Origin of the sequence: Sulfurovum sp. (assembly GCA_020525365.1) — a bacterium.
GTDB lineage: Bacteria > Campylobacterota > Campylobacteria > Campylobacterales > Sulfurovaceae > Sulfurovum.
Map to the genome: position 1 here is coordinate 304658 of JAIZOF010000001.1, position 12475 is coordinate 317132.

General features: G+C 38.5%; 14 protein-coding genes and 1 pseudogene. 11 read left to right on the top strand and 4 right to left on the bottom strand.

What is annotated here, in order from left to right:
- Nucleotides 1–26: 26 nt before the first annotated feature.
- The 6 genes from lepA (at nucleotide 27) to LGB01_01585 (ending at nucleotide 5701) form a co-directional block, all read left to right on the top strand.
- Nucleotides 27–1838 carry a translation elongation factor 4 gene (lepA, locus tag LGB01_01560; protein MCB4752910.1) on the top strand — a complete coding sequence of 604 codons (1812 nt, stop codon included), beginning with the start codon at nucleotides 27–29 and terminating at the stop codon, nucleotides 1836–1838.
- Between the two features lie 13 nt (nucleotides 1839–1851).
- A complete protein-coding gene (locus LGB01_01565; GenBank protein ID MCB4752911.1) occupies nucleotides 1852–2190 on the top strand; it encodes a hypothetical protein in 339 nt (112 codons plus the stop codon).
- The gene (locus LGB01_01570) at nucleotides 2190–2639 is read left to right on the top strand and encodes a hypothetical protein (protein ID MCB4752912.1); all 450 of its coding nucleotides are present in this window, start codon (nucleotides 2190–2192) and stop codon (nucleotides 2637–2639) included. Before LGB01_01565 ends, LGB01_01570 begins: the two co-directional genes overlap by 1 nt.
- A gap of 105 nt (nucleotides 2640–2744) precedes the next feature.
- Nucleotides 2745–3227 carry a ComF family protein gene (locus LGB01_01575; protein MCB4752913.1) on the top strand — a complete coding sequence of 161 codons (483 nt, stop codon included), beginning with the start codon at nucleotides 2745–2747 and terminating at the stop codon, nucleotides 3225–3227.
- 44 nt (nucleotides 3228–3271) lie between these two features.
- On the top strand, nucleotides 3272–4681 hold the full coding sequence (locus LGB01_01580; protein MCB4752914.1) for a hypothetical protein: 1410 nt from the start codon (nucleotides 3272–3274) through the stop codon (nucleotides 4679–4681).
- Nucleotides 4682–4696: 15 nt separating this feature from the next.
- The gene (locus LGB01_01585; GenBank protein MCB4752915.1) at nucleotides 4697–5701 is read left to right on the top strand and encodes a MoxR family ATPase; all 1005 of its coding nucleotides are present in this window, start codon (nucleotides 4697–4699) and stop codon (nucleotides 5699–5701) included.
- 7 nt (nucleotides 5702–5708) lie between these two features.
- Here the strand turns inward: LGB01_01585 and LGB01_01590 are convergent, their stop codons facing one another.
- From LGB01_01590 to LGB01_01605, 4 genes and pseudogenes are all read right to left on the bottom strand, one after another.
- Nucleotides 5709–6974 carry an arsenic transporter gene (locus LGB01_01590; protein ID MCB4752916.1) on the bottom strand — a complete coding sequence of 422 codons (1266 nt, stop codon included), beginning with the start codon at nucleotides 6972–6974 and terminating at the stop codon, nucleotides 5709–5711.
- Nucleotides 6974–7411: a (2Fe-2S)-binding protein gene (locus tag LGB01_01595; GenBank protein ID MCB4752917.1), complete on the bottom strand. Its 438-nt coding sequence runs from the start codon at nucleotides 7409–7411 to the stop codon at nucleotides 6974–6976. Before LGB01_01595 ends, LGB01_01590 begins: the two co-directional genes overlap by 1 nt.
- Nucleotides 7412–7462: 51 nt before the next feature.
- Nucleotides 7463–7858: pseudogene (locus LGB01_01600) on the bottom strand (arsenate reductase ArsC).
- A 232-nt stretch (nucleotides 7859–8090) separates the two neighbouring features.
- Nucleotides 8091–9095 carry an alanine racemase gene (locus LGB01_01605; protein MCB4752918.1) on the bottom strand — a complete coding sequence of 335 codons (1005 nt, stop codon included), beginning with the start codon at nucleotides 9093–9095 and terminating at the stop codon, nucleotides 8091–8093.
- 143 nt (nucleotides 9096–9238) lie between these two features.
- Here LGB01_01605 and LGB01_01610 point away from each other — a divergent pair, with 143 nt between their 5' ends.
- From LGB01_01610 to LGB01_01630, 5 genes are all read left to right on the top strand, one after another.
- Nucleotides 9239–10252: an agmatine deiminase family protein gene (locus LGB01_01610; GenBank protein ID MCB4752919.1), complete on the top strand. Its 1014-nt coding sequence runs from the start codon at nucleotides 9239–9241 to the stop codon at nucleotides 10250–10252.
- 9 nt (nucleotides 10253–10261) lie between these two features.
- On the top strand, nucleotides 10262–11176 hold the full coding sequence (locus LGB01_01615; protein MCB4752920.1) for a carbon-nitrogen hydrolase: 915 nt from the start codon (nucleotides 10262–10264) through the stop codon (nucleotides 11174–11176).
- A 57-nt stretch (nucleotides 11177–11233) separates the two neighbouring features.
- Nucleotides 11234–11755: a globin gene (locus LGB01_01620; GenBank protein ID MCB4752921.1), complete on the top strand. Its 522-nt coding sequence runs from the start codon at nucleotides 11234–11236 to the stop codon at nucleotides 11753–11755.
- Between the two features lie 66 nt (nucleotides 11756–11821).
- Complete coding sequence (locus LGB01_01625; protein ID MCB4752922.1) at nucleotides 11822–12040, top strand: hypothetical protein; 219 nt, start codon at nucleotides 11822–11824, stop codon at nucleotides 12038–12040.
- Between the two features lie 75 nt (nucleotides 12041–12115).
- Nucleotides 12116–12337, top strand: coding sequence for a hypothetical protein (locus LGB01_01630; GenBank protein ID MCB4752923.1), 222 nt, complete (start codon nucleotides 12116–12118; stop codon nucleotides 12335–12337).
- Nucleotides 12338–12475: the final 138 nt, after the last annotated feature.

The window sequence follows — 12475 nt, forward strand, 5'->3', positions numbered from 1 at the left end:
TTTTGATTATTCTAAGGAATAGTACCGTGAGTAAAAAAGTACCACAGAAGAATATCCGAAACTTCTCCATTATTGCCCATATTGATCACGGCAAGTCAACCTTAGCAGACCGTATTATTCAAGAGTGTGGCGCGGTGACAGATAGACAGATGTCCGCACAAGTAATGGATACAATGGACATTGAAAAAGAGCGTGGTATTACCATTAAGGCTCAGTCAGTAAGGTTGGACTATGTTAAGGGCGAAGAGCACTATATTCTTAATCTTATTGATACTCCAGGGCATGTTGATTTTTCTTATGAAGTGAGCCGTTCGCTTGCATCATGTGAAGGGGCACTGCTTATTGTCGATGCAGCACAAGGTGTAGAAGCGCAAACTATTGCCAATGTTTACATTGCCATCGAGAATGATCTTGAATTGATTCCTGTGGTTAACAAGATTGATTTACCTGCAGCAGACCCCGATAGAGTACTTGGTGAACTTGAAGAAGCCATTGGTATTGATGCGACCGAACATGCACTTGTCTCTGCCAAGACAGGACAGGGGGTTTCTGAACTTATTGACATGATTATTGAAAAAATCCCTGCACCAAAAGGAGATGAAACAGTACCAACAAAAGCACTCATCTATGATAGTTGGTTTGATAATTATTTGGGAGCACTAGCGCTGGTGCGTGTCTTTGACGGTAAGATAGAAAAAGGCCAGAAGATCAAGATCATGGGTACAAAAGAGGAGCATCAGGTACTCGACCTGATGTATCCTAATCCTATCAACCTTATTAAAACGAAAGAAATTGAAACAGGAGAAGTGGGTATTGTTGTTACTGGTCTTAAAACAGTCGAAGCACTTCAAGTAGGGGACACTATCACTGATGCAAAGAATCCAACATCTGAAGCAATTGGTGGATTTGAGCCCGCAAAACCATTTGTATTTGCGGGTATTTATCCAATTGAGACAGATAAGTTTGAAGATTTACGAGATGCTCTTAATAAACTCAAGCTCAATGATTCTTCTCTAACTTTTGAGCCCGAAAGCTCTATGGCATTGGGATCTGGTTTCCGTACAGGTTTCTTAGGTATGTTGCATATGGAGGTGGTAAAGGAGCGTTTAGAGCGTGAATTCAATCTTGAGCTTATTGCTACGGCACCAACAGTAGTTTACCGTGTCAGGAAGACAGATGGTGAGGAGATAGAGATACAGAATCCTTCAGAACTACCAGAATCACAAAAGATAGATACTATTTATGAGCCATATGTCAAGGCAACTATTTTAACACCACAGGAGTATGTAGGGAATCTTATTAAGCTACTCAATGACCGTCGTGGCATTCAAGTGAAGATGGACTACTTGAATGAAACACGGGTGCTCATGGAGTATGATATCCCGATGAATGAGATTGTTATGGATTTCTATGATAAACTTAAATCTATTACCAAGGGGTATGCAAGTTTTGATTACGAGCCTATTGGCTTCAGATCGGGCAGTTTAGTCAAGCTTGATATCCGTGTGGCAGGAGAAGTGGTAGATTCGCTTTCAATTATTGTTCCTCAAGATAAAGCACGTACGCGTGGGCTTGCTTTCGTTGAAAAACTTAAAGAACTTATACCTCGCCAACTCTTTGAAGTAGCAATACAGGCGAGTATTGGTAATAATATTATTGCTCGTACCAATGTTAAGTCGATGGGTAAAAATGTGACTGCAAAGTGTTACGGTGGTGATATTACCCGAAAACGTAAACTACTTGAGAAACAGAAAGCAGGTAAAAAACGTATGAAGGCAATTGGTAAAGTCAATGTGCCACAAGAAGCTTTTATGGCAGTATTAAAGCTTGATAGCTAAGAAAGATAGCAGTATGACATTTATCCCACTTGAAGAAGATCACAAAACAATTGCAAGAGGCTTTCGAAAAGCACCATTCTTTGTATTTTTAGATAAAGGAAAAATTACCATACAAGAAAATACCCATCGAAGAGAAAAGTCTACTTCATTTTTTGAGTACTTTAAAACACTTGGTGTTGATGTTCTTTACATTAAGAACCTTGGGTATAACACCTTTCTCAAGCTTTATAATATGAGAATATCAGTCTATCTTGTACAAGAGTCAAAATACTATTACTATATTAAATCCAATGAACTGCTATTGCTTGATACCATATCTGCAAAAACCTATTGTACAATGGGGCATCAATAATGGGTTGGGCAATACATCTACATCTCATTGCTGCTATTGCATGGATTGGTGGAGCATTTTTTATGTTTGTCTTGGGGATTTCACTATATAAAAAGAGTGATCAAGAAGCAGTTTACCCACGGATTGGACCCATTTATGGTTATTTTGAAACAGGGGCATTATTATTAATTTTGGCTTCAGGGATTACCATGATTAATAATAATGGATTGATTACAATACTTTTTGATACAGCCATACACAATGAAGTGATTGATGCGTTGCGAACAAAGTTGATGATTGTAGTGGTGATTATTGTGATGACGGTAGTACATTTTGTTATTAGTATTAAAACCCTCCATAGGGAAAAAACCCCATTGGAACATTTTTTATCAAAAGCATCATCTATGGGTATTTTTATTCTCAATCTATTTGTATTGCATTTTGCAATGATTATTCGGAATTTTTTATAGTTTTAAATAACTATGCGCTGCTTCTCTTGTAGTAAACTTAGTTTGCAGGCCATCTGTAAGACTTGCTGGAAAACTCTCTTTAGACCAGACATTAAAACTCAGACTGTGGGTACACTTGATGTAATTAGTTTTTATCGCTACAGTACACTTGAGCCACTGCTTCTTACTAAGCATAAACCTGAAGGGTTTCGTATCTATAAAACATTAGGAGAAAAGCTCTTTCATCCTTTTATGCAGGAATTTGTTGAATATGATGATAGAGATATCTATATTGTCGGCATAGATGAAGATGTCAAAAGTGGCTATTCGCATGTGGCACAATTAACCCATGCAATGAAGATGAAAGGTGTAACACCTCTGTATGGTGTGCTACGTGCAAGAAATAAAGTAAATTATTCAGGAAAATCACTGGAGTATCGTCTGAAAAATCCTAGAGATTTTTTCTACAGAGGTAAGTCAGATATTGATGTAATCCTTGTCGATGATATCATGACAACAGGTATTACGCTTCAGGAAGCACAAAAAGTACTACATATACATGGAATCAATATACTCTTTGCCATTACTTTAGCAGATGTAGATAATTAAGAGTCTTTAACTCCCATTTAAAAGCAGCTGTGCTATACTGAAGTATGATGAATGAAAAACAAACATTGATTAAACTGCTTAAGACATCTAAAGGAAAGAGAGTACTTTTTTTGGGGAGAGAGGGTATCTTTACCCAGCAGGAAATAGACCGTTTTCTTAAGCCTTATGGCATGATGGCAGTAAAGATACTCGATGAAGATATTGTTGGCGTGATTGAAGGGCATAGGCTCAATCCAGTTGAAGAAGATATTTCTAACCAAGCTTACAGCAAAGGACTACCGTTCTATAAGTTGACAGAGCTTGAAGAGCTTCTCTCTGAAGAGATTGATGATGATGCGCTACTGATGGCAATTAAGCTAGGAAATGATCAAGAAAGAATAGTAAGATTGCTTGGCAATGAACATTTCAGTGACACATTCTTTGTTAGGTTGCTTAGGCTCTACATCTTTAATGAAGAGGAGGAGGACAACCGTCAGGACAGAGATATTATCATGTATACGCTTCGTCGCTATATTGATATTCGTCCTAGTGAGGAGGATTTGCTCTATAGCCATTTAACCCTACGTCGTCTTGCAACAGAGGCGACTAACTCAGAGCTACTTGATGTGTTATTGAATTTTCCAAATTTTAAATTCCTTGTTCGAGGAAAAGAGAGTGTGACGTTGCGCCAAACGATTGCAAGAAATATATATATAACTGAACCATTAGTACGTAAACTTCTCTCTTACCGTGATGTAAATATATTTCGGGCACTGGCAGGAAACCCAAAGACCTCTCTTGAGGTACTCAAATCTCTTTTTTCCAAAGAAGATCAAGAGATTGACAAAGCACTCGCAATAAACCTAACTATCGACAATACACTTTTTTGTGCACTACTAGAGCGAACAGATGAGGAGGTGATTGCTCTTTTGCTGACACATCAGCCAATTGATATGTTTCGTCTTAAGAAGATTAGACATATGCCACTCCCCATAGAATTGATGAAGTTAATAGGTGTAAATAAATATTTAGAAAAAGAAGCTATAGAGGCACTTCTGCAAGAAGAAGAACCAAAGGTGCTTGTAGCATTGAGTGAAAATAGTACAATTTCCTCTTCTGTGCTCAAATATATTTATGGGCTTAATCTTGAGGAAGTATTCATCCCAATGGCAAAAAATCCTTCTACGCCAGTATGGATACTCCAAGACCTCTACGAAGCACATGGAAATGATATGGAAGTGTTAGTGGCACTGGCACACAATCCTATGTTGCCACAGCCATTAATAAAAATACTTTTTGAAAAAGATTTGCTTGAGATTAACCGTGGATTAGCAACAAATACTTCACTTCCAATGAAATTACTTGATATTCTCAAGGTTGACACAAGGCTACAGAATGAGTTGGCACAAAATGAGAATCTTGCTAAATCTTATGAAGAGGTTTTGACACAAAAAAAAGTAATGATGAATATATAAACGAGGTTACAACACATGAAAGCATCAAGTATCATAAAGGTCATTGATAAATTAATTGATTCTCAGCTTCCAGTATTTATTTGGGGAGCACCAGGAATTGGGAAGTCCTCTATTGTTACACAAATTGCACAGACTAAGGGGCTTGACTTTCTTGACCTTCGGCTCTCTTTGCTTGATCCAACAGATTTGAAAGGAATCCCTTTTTTTAATACAGAGACCAAAGAGGGCACATGGGCAAAGCCAAGTTTTTTACCAAATGACCCTTGCTCTAAGGGTATTCTTTTCCTTGATGAAATTAACACAGCACCCCCTGCAGTACAAGCTTCTGCTTACCAGCTTATTCTTGATAGGAAAGTAGGGGAGTATGAGTTGCCTAAAGGGTGGAGCATTGTTGCAGCAGGAAATCGAGAGAACGATAGGGGGGTGATCTATAAGATGCCCCCACCTCTTGCCAACCGTTTTGTGCACTTTGAGATGGAGGTAGATTTTGATGACTGGAAGGCATGGGCATATAATTCAGGCATAGAGAGTACCATTATTGGGTATCTTGCTTATGATAAGAGTATGCTTTTTACTTTTGACCCTACCTCAAACGAAAAAGCTTTTGCAACACCAAGAAGCTGGGAGTATGTTGACAGTATTGTTAAAAGTAGTATAGATGCTGACTTGATGCTAGATAGTATCAGTGGTGCAGTAGGACGTGAAGCGGCAGTAGGGTACAGTAGTTTTAAAAAGGTAATGAAGCAATTGCCTGATTTAAGTAGTATACTTGATGGTACACTTACAGAATTCAAAGAGGAGAACCTTAAAGTGTTGATGGCGCTTACTGTTGGGCTGGTCAATGCTGTACGGGAGAGTGTTTCTAGTGAAGCCATCGAGAATGTACTCAACTTCTCTTTACAGCTTCCTAGCGAGTTTGCTATTATGCTAGTCAAAGATCTGCAATCGAATGGTTTGGACATAGAAGGATCTCCAGCATGGGGTGATTGGGTAAAAAAGTTTGCATACCTTCTAGGTTAATTTATCTTTATTGTAGTAACCCTAGCAGTGAAACAAAAAGTACTGGAGGGGTTATGATCAATCCAACTTTCATGTACTCACCCCATCCTATTTTCACCCCCTTTTGTGCCAGCACATGTAACCAGAGCAGGGTAGCGAGTGAACCAATAGGTGTCATTTTGGGACCAAGGTTTGCCCCAAGAATATTGGCATAGGCAAGTGCCTCATTGTCCACATAGCCGACTTTGTCTATAGCAATATCCATGAGCATGATGGTGGGCATGTTGTTCATGGTTGCCGAGAGAAATCCTGAGAGAAAGCCTGTCCCAATAATGGCTACAGTTTCCCCTTGTTTTCGCAATATCTCTATCCAGAGTGCGATTTCATTTGTAAGTCCAGCATTCTTTAGCCCATAGACCACTACATAGAGTCCGATGGAGAACCAGACCACCTGCCATGGTGCAGCCTTGATGGTCATAATGGGTTTGGTGGCTTTGTAGTGGGTAGCGATGACAAGGAAGATGAGTGCACCTCCAAGCGCAAAGAGTGAGACAGGTAGATGGAACTGTTCGCCTATGAAGTAGCCCAGCATTAAGAGTACAAGAAAGAACCAGCTTATCTTAAACATTGTCTTGTTCTTGATGACCGAAGAGGCCTCTGGTAGCAGTGCTACATCAACCTTAAGAGGGATATCTTTACGAAAGTAGAACCAGAGTATAGAAATGGATGCAATAATACTCAGAAGGTTAGGCAAAAACATATGGTGTGCATACTCAAGAAAGCCAATATCAAAATAGCCAGCCGTGACGATATTGGTAAGATTTGAGATAATCAGTGGATTAGAAGCACTGTCTCCAATAAACCCACCTGCCATCAAAAAAGCAAAGATAGCAACGGGGTTCATCTTGAGGTACTTCATTTTTGCAAGTAAAATAGGCGTGAGTATGAGTGCAGCACCATCATTAGCAAAGAATGCGGCAACCAGTGCACCAAGAATAAGAATATAAATAAACATTTTATTACCACTACCACCACTACGTTTTGCCATTTTGATAGCAGCCCATTCGAAGAAACCAATCTCATCGAGCACCATTGAGAGTAAGATGATACCAATGAATGCCAGTGTCGCATCCCAAACAATATCAATAACGGTAATGATATTGTTAATACTGACTATTCCAAGCAAGTAGGCAACCAGTGCACCAATAACTGCCGTAGTGCCTATTTGTAATTCCTTGGGCTGCCAAATAATAAAAAAAAGAGTCAATAAAAAAAGAGTGACTGCGATAAGCATTATGAGTTGAGTACCTTTGATTTTGCTAGTGCTGCTTCGATCTCTTCTTTGCTAACATTGCCACTAAGTTCAAGTGCAACATCTCCATCAATTCCTTTGACTTCCATGTTGGTAATTTTTTGTTTGGTCTCTTCACTCATGCATTCGCACTGCCCATTTTGACAGTTCTGTACCATATTGATAATATTTTGTTTTTCAACTGCCCCAGTAAAGCTGATTTTCACCCCATTATTGGTTTGTAGTACATTTTTGTTCATTATATTTCCTTTACTATATTGTTTGATAAGTTGGTTAATCTCTTGAGAGCAACAGCGTTTGTTTGGATTTTTCTTTTTACATGTATTTCCGGTACAGGCAGTGGTGTGTTCCTTAACCTCTTTGAGTGTAGTTGCTCCATTTTGTATCGCTTCCGCGATGGTCTGCTTGCTTACTTCCATACAGTAGCAGATAAGATCATTGTCATTTAGTATAGCAACATCATCAAAGCATTTAAGTACTTTCTCGATAGCAGGAAGCAACATTTGCTCTATTGCTGTATATGTCTTTTCAAAAGTATTATATCCTTTTCCATCAGGATCTTCAAAGCTCATATGAATAGTCTTAATTGGCTTGGGAAACATGGGGCAAGTCTCTTTGGCATGGTCACAGACAGTTACAATGAGGTTGTAGTCATTCTCTATGACTGCATCAAGTGTTTTAGAATGGTACGTGTTGCACCAGATACCTTTTTCTTTGAGCAGCTTTTTGGCATTGGGGTTAACTCTGCCTGAAGACCTGACACCAGAACTCTCCGCTTTAATACCTTCGAGATTGGCATTGATAAGTGCTTCTGCAATGATGCTTCTGCAACTGTTCCCAGTACAAAGTATGAGAACCTTTTTCATGAGACTCCTATCCTTGGATTAAGAGAGGATTATAGCGTAAATAGGGTTATTTTAAGTACAAAAGATTATTGGTTGTGACAAGTATTATCTATGTGATAGAAATTGATATATAGTTAATATTTTTGTGATGATATACTCTTCTAGAAAGGTTGTTAAGATTTTTTAGTTTCAAAAATAGTTTAATACTTTTTGTAAAACGATAGGCATAAAGTGAAATATGGAAAAAGAAAATTCAAACAACAATCCTCTCAATATCTTTTGATAATGCTGTGATAATCTCGTAACTGATTGTTCCTAGTTGTTTTGCTGCTTGTTGTGCATTGTTAAATATACATACCTCAGCAGTATCGCTTTCAAGTGTAATGAAGTCCATCGAAACACGGCCAAGAATAGGCAACCCCTCGGCGGTTACATAGGGGGCAAAAGTGTCACCTCGACACCAGCCATCTCCATAGCCAATATCGTAGGTAGAGATAGTCATATTGTTTGGTGCCACAAAGGTTCCACCGTACCCTACTCTCTTACCTGCTTTAAGTTTTAGGGTAGCATTTTTTTGTGCTATCAACTTCATGACTGGTTTAAGTTGTATAGAGTCAAAAGTTTTAGGAAGCTCATTGTAGCCATAGGCAGCAATGCCTACACGCACCATACCTTCATCAAAATGATTACTTCGCAAAATTGCTGCAGAGTTATGAGAGTGAAAATATATATTTGTAAAGCCTGCCTTTTGCACACGTCTCTTAATCTTCTCAAACTGCTTTTGTTGCCAAAAGAATTCTGATCCCATCTTATCGGCACTACGAAAGTGAGTCATCACGCCAACCAGTTCAAGCTCTTGGTTCCGGATCATCTCTAGTGCTTTATCAAGCTCTGTGATGTCAATACCGTTTCGGTGCATACCTGTATCGACTTTGAGCTCAACCTTTGCACCCAATTCTGAACATTCAATATCTAAAAGTGTATTGAGTGCAAAACAGCATACTTCATCTTTTGTTGCCCTATCACCTAGCACAAGAATATACCCAAAATATTTTCGTATTATCTCTGCTTCTATACGGTTTCGAACAACTGCCCGAGTAATACCAAATGCAGAAGCAAGTTTTGCCATGTGTACCAAGCCATGCCCATAGGCATTGTTCTTAAGCACAATAGCAATTTTTTCTTTTGAGCCTATTTTCAGGACGATTTGGTTAAGATTGTGATAGAAGTTGTCTTTACTGATTATGATTTTTGCCATAAAGAATTATAGCTAAAAATAAAAACCAGAAGTTTACATAATTGGCACTATCATCAAAGTTGCTTTAGGGGCAATATATGCCTATATTGCCCAGTAGAAATACCTCAAAATAATCCATACCAAACTTCTTAAAGGAATGTTTCATGAGAAGGCTTCCTGCCGAATGGGAAAAACAGCGTTGTGTACTCATGAGTTTTCCCCATAAGCAGACCGATTGGTACAACCTAGATGACCCAAAATCACTCGATGAAGCGCTGTCACCATTCATTCGCATTGCTCAAGCAATTGCCTATAAAGAGCCAGTTTACATTATTTGTAAAGATACAAAATATACTGCTGATATGTTCTGCTCCACTCATAATATGATTTTTTGGGAACTTGCCACCAATGATACATGGATACGTGATTATGGTTATATTGGTATCGAAGAAGATAGGGAGAAAAAATTGCTTGACTTTGCCTTTGATGGTTGGGGTGGAAAATTTGATGCAGAATTTGATAATGCCGTCAATAGAGCATTTTACAAAACAGGGTTGATGGGTACAACACCCTTGCAATCCATTGATTTTGTATTAGAGGGAGGTTCCATAGAGAGTGATGGTGAAGGTACCATATTGACAACATCACAATGCTTATGCAATCCTAATCGTAATAAAGGACTAACAAAAACAGAGGTAGAAATAAAGCTACACGAATATCTTGGTACCAAGCGGGTGCTATGGCTTGATCATGGTCACCTTATTGGAGACGATACTGATAGCCATATTGATACTCTTGCACGCTTTATTGACAAAAAAACCATTGCCTATGTTAGATGTGATAACAAAGAGGATGAACACTATGAAACGCTTATGGCAATGGAGGCGCAACTTCAGACATTTCGTACAGTAGAGAACAAGCCCTATACACTTGTACCGTTACCAATGTGTGAAGCTAAATATAATAGTGAAGGAAACCGGCTTCCTGCAACGTATGCTAATTTTCTCATTACCAATGACGCACTTGTCTATCCTACTTACTGCGACAGACATGATAAAATGGTTGGAGCACTGTTTAAAACCCTCTTTCCCGGTAAAGAGATTATTCCTGTTAACTGTCTTAAGCTTATTGAACAGGGTGGCAGTTTGCACTGCTCTACTATGCAAGTTGCCTTTTAGGAGAATTGGATGAAAACAGCATTGATACAACAGAAGTATTACGGAACCAAAGAAGAGACTATTAAAGTTACTATTGACAAAATAGCCAAGGTGGCAACTAAAGGTGTAGAGCTTGTTGTATTACAAGAGCTACACCAAAACGAATACTTTTGTCAAAGTGAGAATGTAGCCTTTTTTGACTATGCTGAAAGTTTTGAGGAAGATGTAGCACTTTGGGGTAGTGTTGCAAAAATATATAGCATTGTGTTGGTTGTCTCACTTTTTGAAAAACGTACAGCAGGCATATATCACAATACTGCCGTAGTCTTTGAAAAGGATGGTAGTGTTGCAGGCACATACCGCAAAATGCACATTCCAGATGATCCTGGTTATTATGAAAAGTTTTACTTCACCCCTGGCGATATAGGTTTTGAACCCATCAATACCAGTGTGGGAAGGTTGGGTGTTTTGATTTGCTGGGATCAGTGGTATCCTGAAGCGGCACGCATTATGGCACTTAAGGGTGCAGATGTGCTTATTTACCCTACTGCCATTGGCTATTTAGAGTGCCCTAAAGACCGTCTTGATGAGTTTTGCGAAAAAGAGAATACCTCCAAAGAGAAACAGAAGATGCGCGATGCATGGATGAGTGTTCAAAGAGGCCATGCTATTGCTAACAGCATCCCGGTTATTACCGTTAACCGTGTGGGGAATGAAAAAGATAGCTCCGGTATTCTTGAGGGTATATGCTTTTGGGGTAACAGCTTTGTCTTTGGATCTCAGGGTGAGTTTCTTGCTCATGCAGGAGAGAAGGAGGAGATACTCATGGTTGATATTGACCTTGAAGTATCTAAAGAAGTACGTAAGATTTGGCCTTTTTTGAGGGATAGGCGCATAGAGAGCTACGGATGCCTACAGGAGCGTTTTTGTGATAAAAAAATGTAATCTTTCTTCTGTATATGTTATAATTATATAAAATTAAATAGATAAAAGGTACTTATTATGGCAACCAAAAAAGAGATTTTGGCACTTCCGATGACCTCGGTAGAGAAAGGCAAACCTGTACACTTCAAAAACCCACCAAAAGCATTCTTTGATGCCATTGGTGGTGAAGAAGGCATGAAAGAATTAATGTTTGATTTTTATAATAAGATTTATGAAAGCAAGATTGCCCACTTCTTTCCACAGGACGAAGAGGCATTTGAAGAGGTTAAGAAGAAAAATACCAAGTTTTTTGTACAAATTTGTGGTGGACCAAAGGTTTACGAAGGAGCAAGCAGAGGGATGAACCTTAATGAATATATGATACGCCTTCATGATGATTTTTCTATTAATGAGAATAACCGCGTTGAATGGCTTGGAACCATGCGTGAGGCACTTGTAGACAAGGCACAGCATGTTGATATTGAGCCTATCAAAATGTTTTGGGAGTATCTAGAGTGTTTCTCTAAATTGACTGTCAATACTTTTGCTGATGGGAGTACTTATTATGCTGCCTATACGCAGGCAAGAGAAGATAAGTAGTAACTTTTAATTTTTAATTTCTCATTTTTTTGTTATGATACTGCATAAAAAAGAGAGGAAAGAGTGATGAATGCTTTACAGAGACTGCAAGAGAAGATTACCCAGATTAAAATAGACTATGAGAAGGTCAAACAGGAAAATGTACAACTTAAAAATGAACTACTCAATGTTTCAGGCTCACAAAGCGATAAAGACCAACAGATAGAGACCCTCAAACGTGAACTTGAAGAAAAAGATGTAGAAATAGAAAAGATTATTGCCCAAGTAGAGACACTACTCGCATAACTAAGACAAGGGGTATTGGGCAGATATTTCTTATGTTTAACTTCTTAATTATGTAAAATCTTAAGGATTGAGAAAATGAAAAATGTTGGACTGACTGTCTGTGGAAATCGTTATGAGATCAAGCTTGAAGATAATTTTGCAGATTTTGTTAACAAAGATCTTCAAGAGATTGGGATAAATCTAAATGCAGACAACAGGCCAGATACGCTACTTAAGGCCTACCTGCGCCTTGCCAAACAGGTAGCCAGCTATGAGCATGAGATTGAAACACTTATTGAGACAATAGATGAATTGTAGAGTACCTTTTATGACTTTAGATGCCCATAGAGTAGATTTTTAAAAATAAAATATTAAATTTGAATATATACAGATAGCAAGACCCATGATTTTTTTGGTAAATATGCTATTGGTAGACTTTTCTCCAGTAATATAGAT

What these genes read in the sequence shown, in the direction of transcription:
- LGB01_01565 (MCB4752911.1), top strand. Translation starts at nt 1,852, where the DNA reads ATGACATTTATCCCACTTGAAGAAGATCACAAAACAATTGCAAGAGGC.
- LGB01_01570 (MCB4752912.1), top strand. Translation starts at nt 2,190, where the DNA reads ATGGGTTGGGCAATACATCTACATCTCATTGCTGCTATTGCATGGATT.
- LGB01_01580 (MCB4752914.1), top strand. Translation starts at nt 3,272, where the DNA reads ATGATGAATGAAAAACAAACATTGATTAAACTGCTTAAGACATCTAAA.
- LGB01_01585 (MCB4752915.1), top strand. Translation starts at nt 4,697, where the DNA reads ATGAAAGCATCAAGTATCATAAAGGTCATTGATAAATTAATTGATTCT.
- LGB01_01590 (MCB4752916.1), bottom strand. Translation starts at nt 6,974, where the DNA reads ATGCTTATCGCAGTCACTCTTTTTTTATTGACTCTTTTTTTTATTATT.
- LGB01_01595 (MCB4752917.1), bottom strand. Translation starts at nt 7,411, where the DNA reads ATGGAAGTAAGCAAGCAGACCATCGCGGAAGCGATACAAAATGGAGCA.
- LGB01_01605 (MCB4752918.1), bottom strand. Translation starts at nt 9,095, where the DNA reads ATGGCAAAAATCATAATCAGTAAAGACAACTTCTATCACAATCTTAAC.
- LGB01_01610 (MCB4752919.1), top strand. Translation starts at nt 9,239, where the DNA reads ATGAGAAGGCTTCCTGCCGAATGGGAAAAACAGCGTTGTGTACTCATG.
- LGB01_01615 (MCB4752920.1), top strand. Translation starts at nt 10,262, where the DNA reads ATGAAAACAGCATTGATACAACAGAAGTATTACGGAACCAAAGAAGAG.
- LGB01_01620 (MCB4752921.1), top strand. Translation starts at nt 11,234, where the DNA reads ATGGCAACCAAAAAAGAGATTTTGGCACTTCCGATGACCTCGGTAGAG.
- LGB01_01625 (MCB4752922.1), top strand. Translation starts at nt 11,822, where the DNA reads ATGAATGCTTTACAGAGACTGCAAGAGAAGATTACCCAGATTAAAATA.
- LGB01_01630 (MCB4752923.1), top strand. Translation starts at nt 12,116, where the DNA reads ATGAAAAATGTTGGACTGACTGTCTGTGGAAATCGTTATGAGATCAAG.